The organism is Pectobacterium colocasium (assembly GCF_020181655.1).
GTDB lineage: Bacteria > Pseudomonadota > Gammaproteobacteria > Enterobacterales > Enterobacteriaceae > Pectobacterium > Pectobacterium colocasium.
In genome coordinates this window covers 3,496,454-3,516,911 of the sequence record NZ_CP084032.1, presented here as the reverse complement: position 1 = coordinate 3,516,911, position 20,458 = coordinate 3,496,454, and the positions used below count along the sequence as shown (strand labels likewise).

Sequence of the window (20,458 nt, the reverse complement as noted above, 5' to 3'; positions counted from 1 at the left end):
TATAACGCGCGGCTAAATAACGCCGCGCGTGGTTCTGTCTTATCGTTTTGCCTGACTGATAACTACTTATGCTTGCTGACGGTTTTCTCCGCCAGAGCAGCTAAAGCGGGCTCCTGCCGAATGGCGTCAGCGACAATCTCTGCCACGGCAATCGCGCCTTTTTTCTGAAAATGGGTGGTATCCGGTTTGCTCAGGCTACCTGCCTGATCGCTATAGTAAGGGTATTGTTTGGGATCGATCACTAACCAATACTGTTTCCAGTGGTCGCTGTTGCCCTGATTCGCCAGGGCGATAGTGGCAGGTTCCACGTCCAGTAAAATCACCTTGTTATCCGCTGCCGTATCCCTGATGGTCTGGCTGTAATCGCCAATGAACGCGTAGCCGTTATCTGAATTTTGCTTGGTAAAATGGCTGTGTACGGCGGGTGTACCCTCTTTGCCTTCAGCCGTTTTCACTCGGGTGGTTGGCGTCAGCAGAACGGGCGTGAGTTTGTGCTGGCGGGCGAAGGTGATGTAGCGTTCCAGTGACGTCTGGAATGACATATCGGCTTTGCCCTGCGGTGCCTGCTTTTTCCCTGCTGCATCGTTTGGGTAAGTGCAGAGGTTAGCGACATCAGCAGGGCCACGTACCGCTTTGGCCCCATTGCAGTTTTGATCGTTGTGTCCCATTTGGATAAACAGGAAATCGCCTTCTTTCATCAGTGGCTGCATCTGACGGAACCAGCCTTCATAAAAATAGTCACGCGAACTACGACCTGCGCGTCCGCCGTTAACAACTTTTACGCCGCTGTTCTTGCTGAACTGTTGTTCAAAAACCTGTCCCCATCCCATGCGCGGGAAGCGCATTTTTTCGTAGGTTGCCGCAGTTGAGTCGCCGACGATGAAAATACGGGTTTGCGCTTTCTGGATCGCGTCCAGACTCTGGCGAGCCGCGCGATAATCTAACGGTTCATAGTTGCCTTTATCGTTCAGGCCGACAATCGGGTGGAACGCGCTGTCGGTCAGCACCGTATGGCCTGAGTAGCCCGTATTGTTATGATAATTGCGGTTATGATTAATGACGCTGACGATTTTGGTGACCGCGTCCTGCTGAGCGGCAGGGTAGGTAAGGGGATCGAAACGGGTAGGTGCACTGATGCCCACCTGTTTTAATGCGTCATTAAAGCCTGCGTGGAAATCCGCGTAGGCTTTTTTCCAGGCTGCGGCGTCCAGTTTTGGTGATGCTGTATCGTCCGTGAGCTGCTGTGGGCCAATGTAGCCTGCCGCTACCGCGATATCAGACGTAATGCGGTCAGTCAGCGGGTTGATATTGGCGGTGTTTTCTTTGCCGTCATGTAATGAAGGGGCGACAGCGGACAGGCAAATGGCACGGGAGATATTATTCAGCAGGCAATTATTGCCGCCGGATTCGATGGCTAACAGACGTAGTGGCGGCGTGAGGCCCGAGATATCAAGGTGGTATTTTCCTTGATCATCGGTCTGTGTCTGCCGCTTCTGGCCCTGCTGGTCTCTGATAATGATGGTGGCAGGCAGGTGGATATCCCGTGCGGTGACATTACCGGATAAACCGGTTTTCTCACCCAGTGTTGAACCCGACAGTAATTTAACGCTGTCTGTTGCGGTGGTTGGGTGTGCCGCAGCGGGGGTTTTAGCATGTACCAGTGTGAAAGGGGCGGAAAGTATCAGAGCTAAAGCGACACTTTCTGAAAAACGTTTTGCCATGGTCAGACATATCCCTTGTTGGTTAATCGAAAACGGTTAATGGACCCAAGCGTTATCAAAGGAAGGTCGCTGTTTTTTATCGTTCTTGTCACGGCCTTTAGAGAAACGTCGGGGCTTTTATTGTGCACCCAAGCCGACTCAAGGGCGATGCCTAAACGCAGGTCCTTTTGATGAAATAGTCATTCATTAAAAATGAAATGTTATTTTAATAAGCTGTGATTTTTTGTGACCGACCTCTTTTTTAGCAGAGAGCCTGTGTATCAGCGCATAAAAGTGTGATCGATAAAGTGTTTCTGAGAAGGTGATTCTCTAAAAGATGAAAAAAGGCCGCAAAAGCGGCCTTTGGGTTTGATCCAGAATCAATGAGGGTTAGACAACTTTATGTGGACCAAAACATTCGTAATGTAGCTGCTCCGCCGGGATCCCCATTGCCAGCAGTTGCTGAGCGATAAACTGCATGAAAACCACAGGGCCGCATAAGTAATAGTGCATAGCAGGCGTGGTTAACTCTTCTTTTAGCGAGGCCAACTGCATTAGTCCGCTATGGTGATAATCTTCCCCTGGACGATCGTTCTGCTGCGGTTCCCGATACCAGATGTGCTGCTGGAACTGCGGCAGCGGCTGCCCCGTCTGTTTGATTTCATTCGCAAACGCATGCGCTGCACCGTTTTCTGCCGCATGCAGCCATAACACTTTTGCCTGATGATCCTGTTGTTTGAGCGTATGCAGCATGCCCAACATGGGGGTTTGCCCCACGCCGCCGGAAATCAGGGCAACTGGTGTGGAAGAGGAGATATCAAGGAAGAAATCGCCGTGCGGTGCCGCCAGATGAATAATGTCGCCTTCGCATGCGGTATCATGCAGATAGCCGGAAACGGTGCCCTGTGCTTCACGTTTAACCGCAATCCGGTAGGATTTTCCATTTGGCGCGTGGGTCAGAGAGTATTGGCGAATCTCCTGATTGGCAAAACTGTCATGTTTGACGTAAACCGCCAGATATTGACCTGCTTGAAAATCAGCAATAGGTCGGCCGTCGGTGGGTTCCAGCGTGAAGCTGGTAATGACGGAACTTTGCGGCTGTTTGTTCACAATGCGGAAAGGTCGTACACCGCTCCAGCCGCCGTTTTTCGCTTCGGTGTTGCGGTAGATATCGCCTTCGCGCTGAATGAAGACATTCGCCAGCACGCCATAGGCTTTACCCCAGGCGTCCAGCACGTCTCGCCCTGGGCTAAACATTTCATCCAGCGTTGCCAATAAATGATTACCCACGATCTGATACTGATCGGCCTGAATGTTAAAGCTGGCGTGCTTCTGGGCGATACGCTCAACCGCAGGCAGCAGCGCGGCCAGATTTTCAATATTCGTCGCATACGCACAGATGGCATTGAACAGCGCTTCTCGCTGATCGCCATTGCGCTGGTTGCTCATGTTAAAAATATCTTTGAGTTCAGGGTTATGGGTAAACATGCGATCGTAAAAATGCGCGGTCAGTTTCGGGCCGGTTTCCGCCAGCAGAGGAATGGTCGATTTAACAATGGCGATAGTTTGGTTATCCAGCATGGTGACTCCTTATTATTGGTATGACTTATAAATTGCATTTTAAATGCACCTTATTGGGTTTGTCCGTCACTGTAAATTACCTTTTTAGTGGTAGGGCTTTTTTAGGTGGGAGCTAAAGGGAATAACATGAAGAAAGAGCAGGTTGAGAATGAAGAAAAATCCGTTTACCACCACGCGACTCATATTTGCTGAAGCCTTGTGCTGCCTGTAGCTAATCGTTTGCGTAAAAACCTCTGTCAAGACCTATCTTCATTAGTGAAAAACGGTTTACACTATACGACATTCCCCAAGAGGGTAGCCCAATTCCCAAACGGGCCATTAATTCCCAGTATATTTATGTTAGCTGAGTCAGGAGATCCGGATGTTAAAGCGTGAAATGAACATTGCCGATTATGATGCCGACCTGTGGCAAGCAATGGAGCAAGAAGTGGTGCGTCAGGAAGAGCACATTGAACTGATTGCGTCAGAAAACTACACCAGCCCACGCGTTATGCAGGCTCAAGGGTCTCAGCTGACGAACAAGTATGCTGAAGGGTATCCGGGCAAACGTTACTACGGCGGCTGTGAGTATGTTGACGTAGTTGAGCAACTGGCGATCGATCGTGCGAAAGCGCTGTTCGGTGCAGATTATGCCAACGTGCAGCCGCACTCCGGCTCTCAGGCGAACTTTGCCGTTTACACCGCGCTGCTGCAGCCGGGCGACACCATTCTGGGTATGAACCTGGCGCACGGTGGTCACCTGACGCACGGTTCTCCGGTTAACCTGTCAGGCAAACTGTATAAAGTTATTCCTTACGGTATCGATGAAAGCGGCAAAATCGACTACGACGAAATGGCGGAACTGGCGCGTACGCACAAGCCAAAAATGATCGTCGGCGGTTTCTCTGCCTACTCTGGCGTGGTTGACTGGGCGAAGATGCGTGAAATCGCTGACAGCATCGGCGCTTACCTGTTTGTCGATATGGCCCACGTTGCCGGTCTGATTGCCGCAGATGTTTACCCTAACCCGGTACCTCATGCTCACATCGTGACCACGACGACGCACAAAACGCTGGCTGGCCCACGCGGTGGCCTGATTCTGGCGAAAGGCGGTGACGAAGAGCTGTACAAAAAGCTGAACTCAGCTGTGTTCCCTGGTGGTCAGGGTGGCCCATTGATGCACGTTATCGCGGGTAAAGCGGTTGCGCTGAAAGAAGCGATGGAGCCTGAATTCAAGGTGTATCAGCAGCAGGTCGCGAAAAACGCCAAAGCGATGGTTGAAGTATTCCTGTCACGTGGTTTCAACGTCGTTTCTGGCGGAACCAGCAACCACCTGTTCCTGCTGGATCTGGTTAGCAAAAACCTGACTGGTAAAGAGGCTGATGCTGCACTGGGTCGTGCGAATATCACCGTGAACAAAAACAGCGTGCCTAACGATCCGAAGAGTCCGTTCGTGACTTCCGGTATCCGTATCGGTACACCGGCGGCAACCCGTCGCGGCTTTAAAGAAGCGGAAGTGCGTGAGCTGGCTGGCTGGATCTGTGATGTGTTGGACAACATCAACGACGAAGCGACCATTGAGCGCGTGAAACAGAAAGTGCTGGATATCTGCGCTCGCTTCCCTGTTTACGCATAATTCGGTCGTTTCTCTGACATCACTGTCGGAACATGTCCTGAACGCCAGCCCGTGTGCTGGCGTTTTTTTATGGCGGCCATCCCTGGCCATCACCCTGCGGGCCGTCGTAGGCGACGTTGAAAAACGTTCCCCACGTTTTTTTATGGCGTGCGATTCCTCGCCGTGCTCTTACAAGCCGCAACTGACAACACGTTAAGAGCGTTGCCCGGAAATTATTATGCCAGTTGGGCGGGTCGATACCCTCGTTTACGTTTCATGGTGAATAACGCGTTGCGCCGTCGCATGCTCTCTGACAGAGTAATCGGCAAAAAAGAGTAACCAGTAAAGAAACATCGCATTTGCGACGGTTCGCAGGATGGTGAACGGGAGTCTTCGCCATCGAAAGGGAGACATCATGGTTTTGCAATCGACGCGCTGGTTGGCGCTGAGCTATTTCACCTACTTTTTTTGCTATGGCGTTTTCCTGCCATTTTGGGGAGGATGGCTGAAAGGCGAGGGGCTGTCCGCCGAGTCGATCGGGATGCTGCTGGGAGCGGGGCTGGTGGCGCGTTTTGTCGGCAGTCTGGTTATCACGCCCAGCGTAAAAGATCCGTCCAAATTGATTACAGTATTACGCGGGCTGGCGTTGCTGTCACTGGCGTTAGTCGTCGGTTTCTGGCTGGGAAATGCCTGGCTGTGGCTGATGATCGTGATGATTGGGTTTAACCTGTTTTTCGCGCCGCTGGTGCCGCTGACCGATGCATTAGCCGCGACCTGGCAGCGGCAGGTCGTGATGGATTACGGTAAGGTGCGGGTTTGGGGCTCGATCGCGTTTGTTATCGCTTCTGCGGCGACGGGCGAACTGGTTGCCATTTGGGGACACCCCGCGATTTTGGCCATTCTCAGCGCGGGGTTGGTTGTCATGCTGTTAGGCATGCTGCTCCGCCCCAGCGTGATGCCGCAAGCGGCAGCGTCAACCGCGCAGTCGGTTAGCGTGACGCCGTGGAAAACCTTGCTGACTGAACCGGCGGTATGGCGTTTCCTGCTTTGCGTATCCCTGCTACAGGGCGCACACGCGGCGTACTATGGTTTCAGCGTCATTTATTGGCAGGATTCGGGTTATTCCGCCTCGATCATCGGTTATCTCTGGTCGTTAGGCGTGGTCGCGGAAATTATCATCTTTACCTTCAGCCAGCGTCTGTTCCGACGCTGGAGCGCCAGACAGCTTCTGCTGCTCTCTGCCGTGTGTGGTGTGGTGCGCTGGGGGCTAATGGGCTCGACGGTGGCTCTGCCGTGGCTGATTGTGATACAGATATTGCACTGTGGCACGTTCACCGTGTGCCATCTGGCTGCTATGCGCTTTATCGCCGCGCGTTCCGGTGGTGACATCCTGCGGCTACAGGCGGTGTATTCCGCGTTGGCAATGGGGGGAAGCATCGCGGTGATGACGATGGTATCCGGTTTCCTGTTTGAACATTTACAGGGCGGTACGTTCTGGGTGATGGCGCTGCTGGCGGTGCCAGCACTGTTTATCCGGCCTTCCGTCAGTCACCGTGCCGCAGTCGAAAAGGTCTAATAAAGTGGTATCTACTGTCAAGATAACGTCGTGTGGTAAAAATAATGTTACATTATAACGCTTTAAAACGCAGGTGCGGACGGATAACGTTGCTGATGGCAGGCTTGGCATTCGGCCAACCCGTTTTCGCTCACCCACACAGTTTTATTGATATGCAGACCACAGTTGAGAGCCAGAACGACCACATCACCGGTTTACGTATGCAATGGACAATGGATCCCATCACGTCGGCCGATTTGCTGTATGACGCAGGAAAGGCGAAAACGGATTCTGAAATCTGGAAAAAACTGGCGGCGGAAGTCATGGCTAATGTCTGGGGGCAGCACTATTTTACTGATATCTATCGTGATGGTCAGCCCGTGAAATATACGCCGCTGCCAACCGAGTATCACCTTTCTCGCAAAGGTAATCAGGCGGTGCTGGAATTTGTACTGCCGTTGGCACATCCACAGCCGCTGGCCGGAAAACCTTTACTGATTTCTACTTACGATCCTACCTATTTTGTCGATATGTCCTATCAGAACGACAACGCTGTGAAGCTCGCACCTGAGTTAGCTGCGCGCTGTAAAACCTCGCTCGTCACGCCGGAACCTAACGCTGACCTGCAATCCTATGCGTTGTCGCTGGATAAGAACGATACGCCGGACGAAGATATGGAGCTGGGTAAACAGTTTGCACAGCGGGTGACGTTGCAATGTCAGTGAACCTGGGTTCGTTGCCGCGCCAGCGTTCGTTGTTGAATCGGCTGCGCGATCTGTGGCCGCTATGGCTGTTTTTGGCACTGTTGGCTTCGGCGCTGCATTACATCGTAGGGTACTGGCCGCAACTCGTGCTGCAAAGCGCGATTTGGCAGAAATCGCTGCATCAGCAAATGTCGCATCTGTTGCAAATGGTGGAACAGCAGCCGCATCAGGCGGGGCTGAGTCTGATGATGTTCAGCCTGGTCTATGGCGTACTCCATGCCGTCGGGCCGGGGCACGGTAAAGTGGTCATCATGACCTATCTGGCGACACACCCGTCGAAGCTCAAAAGCAGCCTGAAGTTGACACTTGCGGCGTCGCTGGTTCAGGGGCTGGTGGCGGTGGCGCTGGTGACCGTGGTATTAGGGATCTTGCAGCTATCCAGCCGAACGTTGCATAACAGCAGTTTCTGGATGGAAAAGGGGAGCTTTGTGCTGGTCGCGGGACTGGGGCTACTGCTCTGTTTTCGTGCGTTAAAACAGCTGTATACCGCCCTCGCACAGCAGCCTAAACCCGCGACTATTTTGCGTGTCACTCCGCTTCATCCCGCCACGGATAGACCGATGACGCTTCGCCCTACGCCCGTTCTATCCCATTCTTTGCATCAGCACGATGCCGACTGTGGCTGCGGGCACCGCCATCTCCCGAGCAATGAGGAACTGGAGCGCGATAGCCGTTGGCGCACGCGCCTGATGATTGTGCTGGCGATGGGAATGCGCCCGTGCTCAGGCGCTATTCTGGTGCTGCTTTTCTCTAAAGTGATCGGCGTTTATCTGTGGGGCGTCGCCTCTGCGCTGGTGATGGCTGCCGGAACGGCGATCACGATCTCGGCGCTGGCCGTATTGGTTTTTTACTGCCGCCGTATCGTTGAGCGTTTAGGTGCAAATCGTGCATCGCCCGTATGGCAACGCGCGACGTTTTCTCTTCTGGCGTTTGCTGGCGGGCTGATTTTGGTTGGCTCCGGCGTCCTGCTTTATCTCAGTGCACAGCCTGCGATGATGGGCGGTATTCGGCCATTCTCCGGCTAATTTTACCTTTTATTAACCTCGCGCTAAAAATCCATTGCTTCCGATAATCACGGCGGGATATCATTTCAATAATGATAACCATTATCATTTATGACCGTAATCTCAGAAGGGAATAATAATGAAGAAATGGCTGTTCTCAGTCGTTGTTCTGTTGGGGCTGAGTGCGAGTGCTATCGCCAGCGCTAACCCGATTGTTATTGAAGATGTTAGTGGCAGGAAGGTAGAAATTAAATCCGAAGTGAAGCGGATTATTTTGGGTGAAGGCCGACAGATTTATCTGCTGGCTGCCTTTGATACGGAAGCCCCGTTCCAGCGTGTGGTTGGTTGGCGTGACGATCTGCCAAAAGCGGATTACGACGGCTATCTGGCTTATGAAAAGCAATACCCGGAAATCAAAAAGCTGCCGACCTTCGGCGGCGCGAAAGACGGTACCTTCAACGTTGAGCAGGCACTGACGCTGAAACCAGATTTGGTGTTGATGAATCTGGAGTCAAAAGCGGCGACGGATGAAGGCAAATTGATCGAGAAACTCAATTCGCTGGGTATTCCGGTCGTGTTTATCGATTTCCGCGAGAAGCCGTTTGAAAACGCTGAGAAAAGCATTCACATCATGGGTCAACTGGTGGGTAAACCACAGCGTGCGGAAGAGATTATTAAATTCCGTCGTGAGCAGATTGAGCTGGTCACCGATCGGTTGAAGAACTATCAGGGCCCGCGCCCGAAAGTGATGATCGACCGCGCGGGCGGCTATGATGAAGAGTGCTGTATGTCATTCGGTGATGAGAACTTTGGCCGTATGGTTGAGGCTGCTGGCGGTGACAACATTGCCAAGAACATCATCCCCGGCACGTTTGGTACGCTGAACCCTGAACAGATTATCAGCTCGCGCCCGGATGTGGTGGTGGTGACAGGGGCGAATTGGAAAAACTACAACACGGCGAATGGTTGGGTTGGCGTTGGGCCAGGAGCCGATCAGAAAGAAGCGCTGCAACGCCTGCAAAAACTGATGGAACGTTCAGCATTTAAAACGCTACCTGTTGCGACCAATGGCAATGCTCATGCAATCTGGCATCAGTTCTATGACAGCCCATATCAGTTTGTAGCGATTCAGGTATTAGCAAAATGGATGCACCCGGAGCTGTTTAAGGATATCGATCCTGACGCGACGTTCCGTACCTTCCATGAGAAGTTCCTGCCGCTGCCGTATCAGCCTGGCTACTGGGTTACGTTGCCTGCGAAGAAATAACGCGATATTTGCCATACACTAAATTCTGTAATAAAAAAGCACTGAATCTCATCGTTCAGTGCTTTTTTATGCCTTTTTTGCTGGTTCAACTCCCTATTGACTTCTCCGCATTCTTTAGTTTGGCGAGAGAGCAAAGCAAATTTTTACTTTTCTACTTACTTGGTTACAGGATCGTCAGTTGTTTTTGACGATCAATTACCTTTCTTTAATAGTTATTATTTATTATTTTGGTATTTTTTAATTTGTTTTTGCTATCAAGCTGCTCGCTTCTGTGTCGATAACTGAAAGTGGTAAAGGTATGTCTGATTTTTACTCAATATGCCATATACGGAGGACGACATTGTTTATTTGACATATAGGAATCAGAAAAAAATACGCTATATAAACTCAAAAATGGAGCGGTCATGAATATCACGCAACGCCTGCTGCTGACGTTTTCACTAATGTCATTAGCACTTCTCTCATCAGTTATAGTCGCTTTATCATTGTTATCGGGGTTCCAGTCCCGTTTTGAATATGTGCAGGACAATGCAATTCCGAGCATCAAAGATTTAAATAGTTTGGTGGATAAAAGCAATTCGCTGGTGCTTTTTCTGTATCGCCATCAGACTGCGGGTGACGATCGTAAGCTGCCGGCGATCGAGCAGGACATCACTAAAACCATTGAGGAATTGAAGGCGCTTAATGAGTATTACCTGAAGAATGACATATCGAGTGAAGAAGATCTTCAACTGACAAACAAGGCGATCGATCTCATCGGAAAATTGCAGGCCTCACTGCCTGCCTTTTTGAATGCATCACGTGCAAATCAAAATGACACTGCGCTTGGCCTTCTCCAGGGCATGGGAGGGCCAGGTGAGGCCGTACGTAATTTGATCGCCAACTATCGCAAACAGTTTGATCTGAATATCAAGATTGGCGATGACCTGCGTCAGGTGAATCAACGGATCTATGAACAAACGTGGTTTGGTCTGCTGTCCGGAACCTTATTGGTGTTGTTGTTGATCGGCTTTTTCGCGGTGAGAACCATTCTGGGCATCAGAAAGAGTTTGAACAATATGAGTCAAACGATGGAAAGCGTTAGCACTACTCTCGACCTGACGATTCAAGCTGACGATCGACGCAAGGATGAAGTGGGAGATACCGCCCGTGCCTTTAATAACCTAATGAATCGGGTCTCTTCTGCACTGGCTTCGGTGAGTGCTTCATCGCAGTCCGTGAGCAGTGCGGCAACGCAGATTGCAGCAGGCAATGAAGATTTGTCATCTCGCACCGAAGAGCAGGCCGCGTCGCTGGAACAAACCGCTGCCAGTATGACGGAAATCAGCGAGACGGTGCGCCAGAACGCCGAGAACACGCAACAGGCGAGTCTGCTGGCAGGGAACGCCAGCCGGATTTCCATCAATAGCGCGGATTCAGTCAGTACGATGCTGAATACGATGGAACATATTCGCACCAGCTCAGGCAAGATCACCGACATTATTGCGCTTATCGAAGGCATCGCATTCCAGACCAATATTCTTGCCCTGAATGCGGCGGTAGAAGCGGCACGTGCCGGGGAACAGGGGCGTGGCTTTGCGGTGGTTGCGGGTGAAGTACGCACGCTGGCACAGCGTTCGTCCACGGCGGCGCGTGAGATCAAGGATTTGATTGACGCCTCAAACTCGCTGGTATCGGCAGGGGTTGAACAAGCCAGCGATGTAGGGAAAAACATGTCGGCGATGAAAGACGCGATCCAGCAGGTGACGGATTTGGTGAATGAAATCGCGGCGGCAACCGACGAACAAAGCCGGGGCATCAGCCAGGTGCATCAGGCTGTTAACCAGATGGACGATGTCACTCAGCAAAACGCCTCATTGGTGGAGGAGGCTTCTGCGGCATCGCAGTCGCTACAAGAGCAGGCGAGTACGCTGAGCCAGTTGGTGGGGCAGTTTATTGTAGGGCAGGTGCCTTCTCTGGCGCTGGCTTCCGCCTCGGCATCCGTGTTACCGGGAATATCCACGCCGCGTCTTTCGCCCGTGAGGAAAAAAAGTGCTGTTGCTCAGGATGAAGCAGACTGGCAGCGTTTCTGATCCCTCAAATCGCATGCTGTGAGGTGAAACGGCATGCGGTTATTGGCTCAATTGGCCCGTGGTGAAAAACCCAGGGAGATAACGATATGGAATCGACTGAGCACAGAGCGGAAAATCTGGAGGATTATGCGTCGCTGCTGACGGAATTCGAACATATGACCGCGTTGCTTACTCAGCTAATGAAAAGCGATTACCGCACGCTCGATCTCTACCTCAATAATTGCCGTCACCTTATTTTGCGCTTTACGGCAATTTATAAGCTGCTCGATAAACCAGAGTTCGAACATTATCTGAAGCATTATGACGCGCCGTTATACTACAACGTAAACAGCGTTGGTCTGGCGCTGCGTTTGTTTGAGAACATGCTGACGAACATGCGCGATATGCTTGGTTCTGAACGCCTGTCTTGTGTTGAATAACGGCATTGTCAGAGTAAGCGCTGCGAGATCGCTTTGACGCTGTCAATCACGCGTCGTAGTTCCAGATAAACTAAGGAAAGAAGACGGTGAGGGAACTCACCGTCTGTTCATTCAACGACGTACTTAGATGGTCGGTTCGCTTACCAGCCCGTCGATAATCACCTGCGGCACGCCCTGTGAACAGCGCTCGATGCGTCCACGAACGCCATAGACTGCAGACAGGCTTTCCGAGCTGATGACCTCAGCCGGCGCGCCGTTGGCAATCAGATTGCCGTTTTGCAGCATCAGTACGTGGTCGCCGTGACGCAGTGCGATATTGATGTCATGTACCACCACCACAGTGATGATGTTGCGCTTACGTGTTTCCTTGCGCACCAAATCCATCACGTGGAACTGATAGTTCAGATCCAGCGCGCTGAGCGGTTCATCCAGCAGGAGCAGCGAGGGTTGGCGGATCAACGATTGCGCTAATCCAACCAGTTGTTTCTGTCCGCCGGAGAGCTGATCGAGATAGCTCAACGCCAGATGCTCAATGCCCAACTGACGCAGCAGGCTCATCACCTCATCCTGCTTTTCGACACTGTGCATGCCGCCGGAGGCTCGCTGGGCGACGATGATCGATTCCAGCACGTGCAGGTGAACGCCTGCGGGCAGTGACTGCGGCAGATAAACGACTTTTTCCGCCCGCTGAGCGAACGGCAACGTCATCAGATTGGTGTCATCCAGCCACAGTTCGCCTTCAGAAGCGTTCAGACCCGCCATTGCACGCAGCAGCGTGGATTTACCGCTACCGTTGGGGCCAAGCAGCACGGTAATTTTCCCGCGCGGCAGCTGTGGTACGGACAGATCGCGAATCACCTGACGCTTGGGGTAACCGGCGCGAAAGTGGGAAAGGCGTAATCCAGAAGAGGTGTGCTGGCTCATACGTTTCCTCTGTGGCGCAGGATAATACTCAGGAAGAAGGGCACGCCCACCAGTGATGTGACGATACCAACCGGGATAATGACGCCGGGGATGAGGTTTTTCGAGGCCACGGACGCCATCGACAGCACCAGCGCGCCAGTTAACGCGCTGGCAGGCAGATAGAAGCGGTGATCTTCACCGAAAATCATACGTGCGATATGCGGAGCAACCAGACCGATAAAGCCTATGGGGCCGACAAACGCGACTGAAATAGCGGACAAAATACTGATGCGCAACAGCGTCGCCAGACGCAGACGGCGAACGTTAATGCCAAAACTCACGGCGCGATCTTCACCCAACCGCAGTGCGGTCAATTTCCAGGAGCTCATCAGTGAAATTGGCATCACGATAGCGAGCACCAGCAGCAGGATACCCAGTTTTTCCCATGAAGCGCGGGCCAGACTGCCCATCGTCCAGAACACCAGACCTTGCAGCGTGTCTTCGTTGGCGATGAACTGGAGCATGGAAACCAGCGCGTTGAAGGTGAATACCAGCGCGATGCCGAACAGCACAACGCCAGAGGTGGCGACCTGCGTCCAGCGCGTAATTCCATCAAGCAGCAAGGCTGCCAGCAGCGCAAAGATAAAGGCGTTTGCAGAGATAAACCACTGAGCCGGAATACCGGGGATACCGATGCCGAGGACGATAGCCAGCGCGGCGCCGAATGCGGCCGCGGAAGACACGCCGAGCGTAAACGGGCTGGCCAGCGGGTTGTTCAGGATGGTTTGCATTTCTGCACCCGCCAGCCCGAGCGACAGCCCGACAATAATCGCCATCAGCGCGTAAGGCAGACGAATATCCCAGACGATTACGCGCGTACCCGCATCGGCGCTGGCCGGATCGGTCAGCGTCTGCCAAAGCACATCAAGCGTCAGGCCTGAAGGCCCCATCGTAAAATCCAGTAACAACGAGCCGATGATGATCAACAGCAGTATCGCCATAACACTCACACGGCGTCGAATGATGCCGCGATAGTTGTCCATAACGGTGTTGGCATCCGCTATAGGCTGGCGGATGCCCGGTTCAGTGGTTGTACTCATGAAAAATTACTCACCTTGTTTCCAGGCAAAGATAAAGTCACTGTCAGGCAGCGAGGTAAAATTTTGAATGATATGGTGATAGGTGTCATCAGGATTCAAACTGGTAAACGCCTGAGGATAAATATCCTTTGCCAGATATTCCATACCGACAATGTTGTAGGGATGGTTGTAGAAATGGTGGTAAATGCCATAAACGTGTTTCGCCTCAACAGCCGGAATCTGGCTAATACCGGTACGGCTTAACAACGTATTGGCCTGAGCGCGGACATCGTCGACGCTGGCGCCATAGCCTAATGGCAACACCTGACTGTTGCCACGTTTAGAGCCCGTCATGATGTAGGCGTCAGGTTTCATGCTGATGATTTTTTCCAGCGAGACAAAACCCGTTGCGCCCGGCAGCAAATCTGAACCAATATTTTTCGCGCCGACCGCTTCAACTAATCCGCCCCAGCCGCTTTTGCTGTGTGTGAAGCAGCAGGAGTCCGAGTTTCCGGCAATCGGCTCAACAAAGACGCTCGGTTTTGGCGTGATTGCAGCGGTTTTCTGCTGAATGTCGTTGAGGTGTTTACGGTAGAAATCGGTATACGCTTTGGCATTGGCTTCACGGTTCAGAACCTGACCTAACAAGTCGATGCTGGGGGCGGTATCCTGAGCCGGATTGACTTCATAGTCGACAAACAGGACAGGAATATTGAGCGCGTTGAGCTTGTCGATTACGCCGCTTTCTTTCAGCGCCGCTTTGGCACGCAGTTGGGCAATCATCAGATCCGGTTGTTTTGACAGCACGCTTTCCAGATCGACATTGCCTTTGTCACTGAACCCCATATCCAGAATACCGACGGACTGAGGCCATTTTCCTTTCAGCATGTCCCAGGTTGCGGTGTCCTGCTTTTTCGCCAGATTGTTCCAGGCGACCAGACGCTGGAAAGGATTATCGCGATCGAGCAATGCCATCGCCATAATATCGCGGCCATCTTGCAGAATGATGCGCTGTGGTTCTTGTTTAATGGTGACACTTTTTCCGGCGAGATCGGTGACGGTAAGAGGATATTGGGTAGCGTAGCTGAAGAATGGCGCGGTGCAGAGTGCGGTCAGAAAGAGCGATCTGACTGATTTTCTTAACATGGTGGCGATCCTAATTCACAGTTTATCAATGTGATGAAGTTATCAGTGTAATGCGGTTGATAATTATTATCGTATAAGGATAAACAATGCGTATACAGGATTCATATGTAAAGAAAAATAACAACTCCAGCCCCTTGCATTTTTATGTAGGAGCCGGAGTCGATCGAAATTAGCGTTTCAGCGCGTCGCTCAGTTCTTCACGGATGGTGCCCAGCATCGCTTTCACCACACGTGGATTGCCTGCAACCAGGTTGCCGGACGCCATATAGTTATGGCCGCCCACGAAGTCCGTTACGATCCCGCCTGCTTCACGCACCAGCAGCTCGCCGCCAGCGAAATCCCACGGCTTCAGGCCGATTTCAAAGAAGCCGTCAACGCGACCCGCTGCAACATACGCCAGATCCAGTGCGGCAGAGCCCGTCCGGCGGAAATCCGCACAGTGGGTGAACAGGGCGCCGATGGCATTGATATAGCTTTTGCTGTGTTGCTTTAATTTGAAGGGGAAGCCTGTTGCCAGTACGGTGCCTTCCAGATCGCGGGCAGTGCTGCTGCGCAGACGATAGCCGTTCAACTGCGCGCCTTGACCACGAGTCGCGGTAAACAGTTCATTGCGCATAGGATCGTAAACGACGGCAACTTCGGTACGGCCTTTAATGCGGACCGCGATAGATACAGCGAAGTGAGGTAAACGTTTGATGAAGTTGGTGGTGCCATCCAGAGGATCGATAACCCATTGTACTGCCGGATCTTCACCAGCCAACTCGCCACACTCTTCACCAATGATGGTGTGCTGTGGGTAAGATTTGCGGATGACTTCAATGATCAGACGTTCTGCATCCCGATCGACGTTGGTTACAAAATCGTTGCTGCCTTTTTGGCTGGCTTCGACGGCGTCTGGCGTTTCATAGTTTTTGGCAATCAAATTACCGGCTTTACGCGCAGCGCGTATAGCGATGTTGAGCATCGGATGCATGGTATCGGTCCACTGGAATGTTAAAGAACGGAAAGCGGCGCAGAGTATAGCAGCAGAAAAGTAAAATAGCTAAGTTTGTGTTAAGGTATGGCGATTTCCTTTTCGCACCACTTCCTTCTATCTATTCGCACAACAGAGTTCATATGTTAGACAATATTCGCATTGTTCTGGTTGAAACGTCGCACACTGGCAATATGGGGTCAGTGGCCAGGGCGATGAAAACCATGGGGTTAAGCAAACTTTATCTGGTCAACCCGTTGGTTAAGCCTGATTCACAGGCCATTGCGTTGGCGGCAGGCGCCAGCGATGTTATCGGTAATGCCACCATTGTTGATTCATTCGATCAGGCGCTCGAAGGATGTGGCCTGGTCGTTGGCACCAGCGCGCGTTCCCGAACCTTACCTTGGCCGATGCTGGAACCGCGTGAGTGTGGCGTTCGCAGCGCACAGGAAGCGGAGCACGCGCCAGTGGCGCTGGTGTTTGGGCGCGAGCGTGTGGGGCTGACGAATGATGAGCTTCAGAAATGCCATTACCATGTGGCGATTCCCGCGAACCCGGAATACAGCTCGCTCAATCTGGCGATGGCGGTGCAGATTATCGCTTATGAAGTGCGCATCGCGTATTTGGATCGGTTACAGGCTGGGCAGCCGAAACACGAAGAATCCCCGTATCCGCTGGTTGACGATCTGGAGCGGTTTTATCAGCATCTTGAACAGACGCTGCTGCAAACCGGATTTATCCGACCGGCGCATCAAGGCCAGGTGATGAACAAATTGCGCCGCCTGTTTACCCGCGCCAGGCCTGAAGCTCAGGAACTTAACATCCTGCGTGGCATATTAAGCTCGGTACAAAAAACACACGACGAATAATACTTGAGTATTTTGCTCGGTTAAATAGTTGACTAAAATACTCAGGAATGTCAGACTCGCGGTATGTTCTGCCAATACATGTTTTCATAATACATGTTTTACCTACAGGTACCACTATCATGAGACTGACATCCAAAGGCCGTTACGCCGTTACCGCCATGCTCGATGTGGCTCTGCATTCCCAGGAAGGGCCAGTTCCATTGGCGGATATTTCTGAACGCCAGGGTATTTCGCTGTCCTATCTGGAGCAGTTGTTTTCGCGCCTGCGCAAGAATGGACTGGTTGCCAGCGTTCGCGGTCCGGGCGGCGGCTACTTGCTGGGTAAAAACGCGAATGAAATCGCTGTCGGCATGGTCATTTCGGCCGTCGATGAATCCGTTGACGCCACGCGTTGTCAGGGTCGTGAAGGCTGCCAGGGTGGCGATCGCTGCCTGACGCACACGCTGTGGCGCGATCTGAGCGACCGTATCACTGATTTCCTGAATAACATCACGCTGGATGAGCTGGTGAACAATAAGGAAGTGCTGGATGTGGCGGATCGTCAGGATGCGGACATTCGCCGCACCGCTAATGGACGTATCCAGGAAACGATCAACGTTAACCTGCGCGCCTGATACACCTTCAACGTGACAGGTACTTTGTGGCGAGTAGCCCTTACTCGTCACGTTTTGTCTTTCCGATAGCCGCATAATCCTGACCACATTGTCCAATGTGGCGTTGGTGCTAGCCCGACTATCACGGCGTGTTCTGACGATAATGTGTTCCGACGATAAATTGTGCCAACAATAACATCGTCAGAGTTTTTGCATTGGCCCGAGAGGTTGCGGGTATAAACAGCCTGTCAATAAAACAAAACGCATTGTACGTTTTGAAGTGATGTACGGAGTTTATGAGCAATGAAGTTACCTATCTATCTCGACTACTCAGCCACTACGCCAGTTGATCCGCGCGTCGCTGAGAAAATGATGCAATTTTTGACTTTGGACGGCACGTTCGGTAATCCGGCCTCCCGTTCCCACCGTTTTGGCTGGCAGGCGGAAGAGGCGGTAGATATCGCCCGTAACCAAATTGCTGAGCTGGTCGGCGCCGACCCACGTGAGATCGTCTTCACGTCAGGCGCGACCGAAGCCGATAACCTCGCGATTAAAGGTGTTGCCAACTTCTACCAGAAGAAGGGCAAGCACATCATCACCAGCAAGACCGAACATAAAGCCGTGCTGGATACCTGTCGTCAGCTTGAACGCGAAGGCTTCGAGGTGACTTATCTGGCGCCGCAGCGTAATGGCATTATCGATCTGGCGGAACTTGAAGCGGCAATGCGTGAGGACACCATTCTGGTTTCCATCATGCACGTCAACAATGAAATCGGTGTTGTGCAGGATATCGAAACGATCGGCGACATGTGCCGCAGTCGCGGTATTGTGTTCCACGTCGACGCCACGCAGAGCGTAGGCAAACTGCCTATCGATCTCAACCAGTTAAAAGTGGATCTGATGTCTTTCTCCGGCCATAAAATCTATGGGCCGAAAGGGATCGGGGCACTGTATGTTCGTCGTAAACCCCGAATTCGTCTTGAAGCGCAGATGCACGGCGGCGGCCATGAGCGCGGCATGCGTTCTGGCACCTTGCCTGTGCACCAGATTGTTGGTATGGGCGAAGCCTACCGCATCGCGAAAGAAGAGATGACCGCGGAAATGGATCGCCTGCGCACGCTGCGCGATCGTCTGTGGAACGGGATTAATGATATTGAAGAAGTCTACCTGAATGGTGACATTGAGCAGGGCGCGCCTAACATCCTGAACGTCAGCTTCAACTACGTTGAAGGCGAATCGCTGATTATGGCGCTCAAGGATCTGGCGGTGTCGTCCGGTTCTGCCTGTACGTCGGCCAGTCTGGAGCCCTCCTACGTGTTACGTGCGCTGGGCATGAATGATGAGCTGGCGCATAGCTCGATCCGTTTCTCGCTGGGGCGTTTTACCACCGAAGAAGAGATCGACTACACCATCGAACTGGTGCGTAAATCCATTGGTCGTCTGCGCGATCTTTCTCCGCTGTGGGAAATGTTCAAGCAGGGCGTGGATATCAGCAGCATCGAGTGGGCGCATCATTAATTCACCCGATCGGGGACGACTATCATGGCTTACAGCGAAAAAGTAATTGATCACTATGAAAATCCACGCAACGTGGGTTCATTTGACAACGCCGATCCTTCTATCGGCAGCGGCATGGTCGGCGCGCCAGCGTGCGGCGATGTGATGAAGTTGCAGATAAAAGTCAACAATGAGGGTATCATCGAAGATGCCCGCTTCAAGACGTACGGTTGTGGTTCTGCCATTGCCTCCAGCTCGCTGGTTACCGAGTGGGTAAAAGGCAAATCGCTGAATGAAGCAGAAGCGATTAAGAACACGCAGATTGCCGAAGAACTTGAGCTACCGCCGGTGAAGATTCACTGCTCCATTCTGGCGGAAGACGCTATCAAGGCAGCGATTGCGGATTACAAAAGTAAACGCGACGCGCAGTAATCTCTGCGGCTGAACTCGGCGGGGCACCGTTTCTCCCGGTGCCTGTTCCCGTCGAGGTGGCGAACGATCGAGGTAACAGTATGTCGATTTCTCTGAGCGAAAGTGCGGCACAACGCGTGAGCGCTTTCATCGCAAACCGGGGCAAAGGCCTTGGACTGCGTCTTGGCGTACGAACATCCGGCTGTTCCGGTATGGCGTATGTGCTGGAGTTTGTTGATGATTTGAACGATGGCGATACGGTCTTTGAAGACAAAGGCGTCAAAGTCATCGTGGACGGCAAAAGCCTGGTCTATCTTGATGGAACCGAGTTGGATTTCGTCAAAGAAGGGCTGAACGAAGGCTTTAAGTTCAATAATCCTAACATTTCCGGCGAATGCGGTTGCGGCGAAAGTTTCAACGTCTGACCCCTCTTGGGTAGTCGCGTGCTGTCAGTGAATGATCGGCGCAGCTACCCAGCACTCCCTGAGTACCACTATGGATTACTTTACGTTATTCGGGCTGCCGATTCGCTATGATGTGGATGGCGGCCTGCTTGCATCCCGTTTTCAGGAGCTGCAACGTCAGTTCCATCCTGATCGTTATGCTGCCAGCCCGGAGCGCGAGCGTATGCTGGCGGTGCAACAGGCGGCGACGATCAACAATGCTTATCAGGCGCTCAAGCATCCGCTGAAACGCGCGGAGTATATGTTGTCGCTGCACGGTTTTGATGTGAACAACGAACAGCATACGATGAAGGATACGACATTCCTGATGGAACAGCTGGAATTGCGCGAAGAATTGGATGCGATCTCGCAGCGTTCTGATGCGGATGAGGCGCTAGCCGCGTTTTCCGAGCGGTTGCAGGCAACGATTGTCAAACGCCGTTCGCAGATGCGTGATGAACTCAATAGTGAGACGTGGACAGACGCCGCAGACACCGTGCGCAAGCTACGCTTTTTAGACAAGCTCCAGCAACAAGTTGAAGCACTCGAAGAACAACTGCTGGACAAATAACGGGTTAATTCGGCGGG

At 52.3% G+C, this 20,458-nt stretch carries 19 protein-coding genes; 13 read left to right on the top strand and 6 right to left on the bottom strand.

Features of this window, described 5'->3' with window-relative positions; translation table 11 throughout:
* Positions 1-62 precede the first annotated feature (62 nt).
* Positions 63-1,721, bottom strand: a complete 1,659-nt coding sequence (paeY, locus tag LCF41_RS15950) for a pectin acetylesterase PaeY (RefSeq protein WP_225085431.1) — start codon at positions 1,719-1,721, stop codon at positions 63-65.
* A 369-nt stretch (positions 1,722-2,090) separates the two neighbouring features.
* Positions 2,091-3,281 carry an NO-inducible flavohemoprotein gene (gene hmpA / locus LCF41_RS15945; RefSeq protein ID WP_225085430.1) on the bottom strand — a complete coding sequence of 397 codons (1,191 nt, stop codon included), beginning with the start codon at positions 3,279-3,281 and terminating at the stop codon, positions 2,091-2,093.
* Between the two features lie 361 nt (positions 3,282-3,642).
* Between hmpA and glyA the strand changes: the two genes are divergently transcribed.
* From glyA to LCF41_RS15910, 7 genes are all read left to right on the top strand, one after another.
* A complete protein-coding gene (gene glyA, locus LCF41_RS15940; RefSeq protein ID WP_180741746.1) occupies positions 3,643-4,896 on the top strand; it encodes a serine hydroxymethyltransferase in 1,254 nt (417 codons plus the stop codon).
* 394 nt (positions 4,897-5,290) lie between these two features.
* Positions 5,291-6,451: a 3-phenylpropionate MFS transporter gene (locus LCF41_RS15935; protein ID WP_225085429.1), complete on the top strand. Its 1,161-nt coding sequence runs from the start codon at positions 5,291-5,293 to the stop codon at positions 6,449-6,451.
* 44 nt (positions 6,452-6,495) lie between these two features.
* On the top strand, positions 6,496-7,155 hold the full coding sequence (locus tag LCF41_RS15930) for a DUF1007 family protein (protein ID WP_225085428.1): 660 nt from the start codon (positions 6,496-6,498) through the stop codon (positions 7,153-7,155).
* Positions 7,146-8,219: a nickel/cobalt transporter gene (locus LCF41_RS15925; protein WP_225085427.1), complete on the top strand. Its 1,074-nt coding sequence runs from the start codon at positions 7,146-7,148 to the stop codon at positions 8,217-8,219. The genes LCF41_RS15930 and LCF41_RS15925 overlap by 10 nt, the downstream gene beginning before the upstream one ends.
* Before the next feature lie 118 nt (positions 8,220-8,337).
* Positions 8,338-9,465 carry an ABC transporter substrate-binding protein gene (locus LCF41_RS15920; protein WP_225085426.1) on the top strand — a complete coding sequence of 376 codons (1,128 nt, stop codon included), beginning with the start codon at positions 8,338-8,340 and terminating at the stop codon, positions 9,463-9,465.
* Between the two features lie 404 nt (positions 9,466-9,869).
* Positions 9,870-11,537 (top strand): methyl-accepting chemotaxis protein, encoded by a 1,668-nt coding sequence (locus LCF41_RS15915; RefSeq protein ID WP_225085425.1) that lies wholly within the window; start codon positions 9,870-9,872, stop codon positions 11,535-11,537.
* Positions 11,538-11,623: 86 nt separating this feature from the next.
* Positions 11,624-11,956, top strand: coding sequence for a hypothetical protein (locus LCF41_RS15910; RefSeq protein WP_225085424.1), 333 nt, complete (start codon positions 11,624-11,626; stop codon positions 11,954-11,956).
* A gap of 123 nt (positions 11,957-12,079) precedes the next feature.
* On the opposite strand, the gene LCF41_RS15905 is transcribed toward LCF41_RS15910, so the two are convergent.
* The 4 genes from LCF41_RS15905 to suhB form a co-directional block, all read right to left on the bottom strand.
* A complete protein-coding gene (locus LCF41_RS15905) occupies positions 12,080-12,880 on the bottom strand; it encodes an ABC transporter ATP-binding protein (protein WP_225085423.1) in 801 nt (266 codons plus the stop codon).
* The gene (locus LCF41_RS15900) at positions 12,877-13,959 is read right to left on the bottom strand and encodes a FecCD family ABC transporter permease (protein ID WP_225085422.1); all 1,083 of its coding nucleotides are present in this window, start codon (positions 13,957-13,959) and stop codon (positions 12,877-12,879) included. Before LCF41_RS15900 ends, LCF41_RS15905 begins: the two co-directional genes overlap by 4 nt.
* A 6-nt stretch (positions 13,960-13,965) precedes the next feature.
* The gene (locus LCF41_RS15895) at positions 13,966-15,084 is read right to left on the bottom strand and encodes an ABC transporter substrate-binding protein (RefSeq protein WP_225085421.1); all 1,119 of its coding nucleotides are present in this window, start codon (positions 15,082-15,084) and stop codon (positions 13,966-13,968) included.
* A gap of 169 nt (positions 15,085-15,253) precedes the next feature.
* Positions 15,254-16,057, bottom strand: a complete 804-nt coding sequence (gene suhB, locus LCF41_RS15890) for an inositol-1-monophosphatase (RefSeq protein ID WP_225085420.1) — start codon at positions 16,055-16,057, stop codon at positions 15,254-15,256.
* 143 nt (positions 16,058-16,200) lie between these two features.
* Here suhB and trmJ point away from each other — a divergent pair, with 143 nt between their 5' ends.
* From trmJ to hscB, 6 genes are all read left to right on the top strand, one after another.
* On the top strand, positions 16,201-16,926 hold the full coding sequence (gene trmJ, locus LCF41_RS15885; protein WP_225085419.1) for a tRNA (cytosine(32)/uridine(32)-2'-O)-methyltransferase TrmJ: 726 nt from the start codon (positions 16,201-16,203) through the stop codon (positions 16,924-16,926).
* 119 nt (positions 16,927-17,045) lie between these two features.
* Positions 17,046-17,540, top strand: coding sequence for a Fe-S cluster assembly transcriptional regulator IscR (iscR, locus tag LCF41_RS15880; RefSeq protein ID WP_180741757.1), 495 nt, complete (start codon positions 17,046-17,048; stop codon positions 17,538-17,540).
* A 282-nt stretch (positions 17,541-17,822) separates the two neighbouring features.
* Positions 17,823-19,037 (top strand): IscS subfamily cysteine desulfurase, encoded by a 1,215-nt coding sequence (locus LCF41_RS15875; protein ID WP_225085418.1) that lies wholly within the window; start codon positions 17,823-17,825, stop codon positions 19,035-19,037.
* A gap of 24 nt (positions 19,038-19,061) precedes the next feature.
* Positions 19,062-19,448, top strand: a complete 387-nt coding sequence (gene iscU / locus LCF41_RS15870; RefSeq protein WP_005970177.1) for a Fe-S cluster assembly scaffold IscU — start codon at positions 19,062-19,064, stop codon at positions 19,446-19,448.
* An 80-nt stretch (positions 19,449-19,528) separates the two neighbouring features.
* Positions 19,529-19,852 carry an iron-sulfur cluster assembly protein IscA gene (iscA, locus tag LCF41_RS15865; protein ID WP_010307854.1) on the top strand — a complete coding sequence of 108 codons (324 nt, stop codon included), beginning with the start codon at positions 19,529-19,531 and terminating at the stop codon, positions 19,850-19,852.
* A gap of 70 nt (positions 19,853-19,922) precedes the next feature.
* Positions 19,923-20,441 (top strand): co-chaperone HscB, encoded by a 519-nt coding sequence (gene hscB, locus LCF41_RS15860; RefSeq protein ID WP_225085417.1) that lies wholly within the window; start codon positions 19,923-19,925, stop codon positions 20,439-20,441.
* Positions 20,442-20,458 lie beyond the last annotated feature (17 nt).

Excerpts from the sequence above, each read along its gene's own strand:
- paeY (WP_225085431.1), bottom strand. The coding sequence starts at position 1,721 with ATGGCAAAACGTTTTTCAGAAAGTGTCGCTTTAGCTCTGATACTTTCC.
- hmpA (WP_225085430.1), bottom strand. The coding sequence starts at position 3,281 with ATGCTGGATAACCAAACTATCGCCATTGTTAAATCGACCATTCCTCTG.
- glyA (WP_180741746.1), top strand. The coding sequence starts at position 3,643 with ATGTTAAAGCGTGAAATGAACATTGCCGATTATGATGCCGACCTGTGG.
- LCF41_RS15935 (WP_225085429.1), top strand. The coding sequence starts at position 5,291 with ATGGTTTTGCAATCGACGCGCTGGTTGGCGCTGAGCTATTTCACCTAC.
- LCF41_RS15930 (WP_225085428.1), top strand. The coding sequence starts at position 6,496 with ATGTTACATTATAACGCTTTAAAACGCAGGTGCGGACGGATAACGTTG.
- LCF41_RS15925 (WP_225085427.1), top strand. The coding sequence starts at position 7,146 with ATGTCAGTGAACCTGGGTTCGTTGCCGCGCCAGCGTTCGTTGTTGAAT.
- LCF41_RS15920 (WP_225085426.1), top strand. The coding sequence starts at position 8,338 with ATGAAGAAATGGCTGTTCTCAGTCGTTGTTCTGTTGGGGCTGAGTGCG.
- LCF41_RS15915 (WP_225085425.1), top strand. The coding sequence starts at position 9,870 with ATGAATATCACGCAACGCCTGCTGCTGACGTTTTCACTAATGTCATTA.
- LCF41_RS15910 (WP_225085424.1), top strand. The coding sequence starts at position 11,624 with ATGGAATCGACTGAGCACAGAGCGGAAAATCTGGAGGATTATGCGTCG.
- LCF41_RS15905 (WP_225085423.1), bottom strand. The coding sequence starts at position 12,880 with ATGAGCCAGCACACCTCTTCTGGATTACGCCTTTCCCACTTTCGCGCC.
- LCF41_RS15900 (WP_225085422.1), bottom strand. The coding sequence starts at position 13,959 with ATGAGTACAACCACTGAACCGGGCATCCGCCAGCCTATAGCGGATGCC.
- LCF41_RS15895 (WP_225085421.1), bottom strand. The coding sequence starts at position 15,084 with ATGTTAAGAAAATCAGTCAGATCGCTCTTTCTGACCGCACTCTGCACC.
- suhB (WP_225085420.1), bottom strand. The coding sequence starts at position 16,057 with ATGCATCCGATGCTCAACATCGCTATACGCGCTGCGCGTAAAGCCGGT.
- trmJ (WP_225085419.1), top strand. The coding sequence starts at position 16,201 with ATGTTAGACAATATTCGCATTGTTCTGGTTGAAACGTCGCACACTGGC.
- iscR (WP_180741757.1), top strand. The coding sequence starts at position 17,046 with ATGAGACTGACATCCAAAGGCCGTTACGCCGTTACCGCCATGCTCGAT.
- LCF41_RS15875 (WP_225085418.1), top strand. The coding sequence starts at position 17,823 with ATGAAGTTACCTATCTATCTCGACTACTCAGCCACTACGCCAGTTGAT.
- iscU (WP_005970177.1), top strand. The coding sequence starts at position 19,062 with ATGGCTTACAGCGAAAAAGTAATTGATCACTATGAAAATCCACGCAAC.
- iscA (WP_010307854.1), top strand. The coding sequence starts at position 19,529 with ATGTCGATTTCTCTGAGCGAAAGTGCGGCACAACGCGTGAGCGCTTTC.
- hscB (WP_225085417.1), top strand. The coding sequence starts at position 19,923 with ATGGATTACTTTACGTTATTCGGGCTGCCGATTCGCTATGATGTGGAT.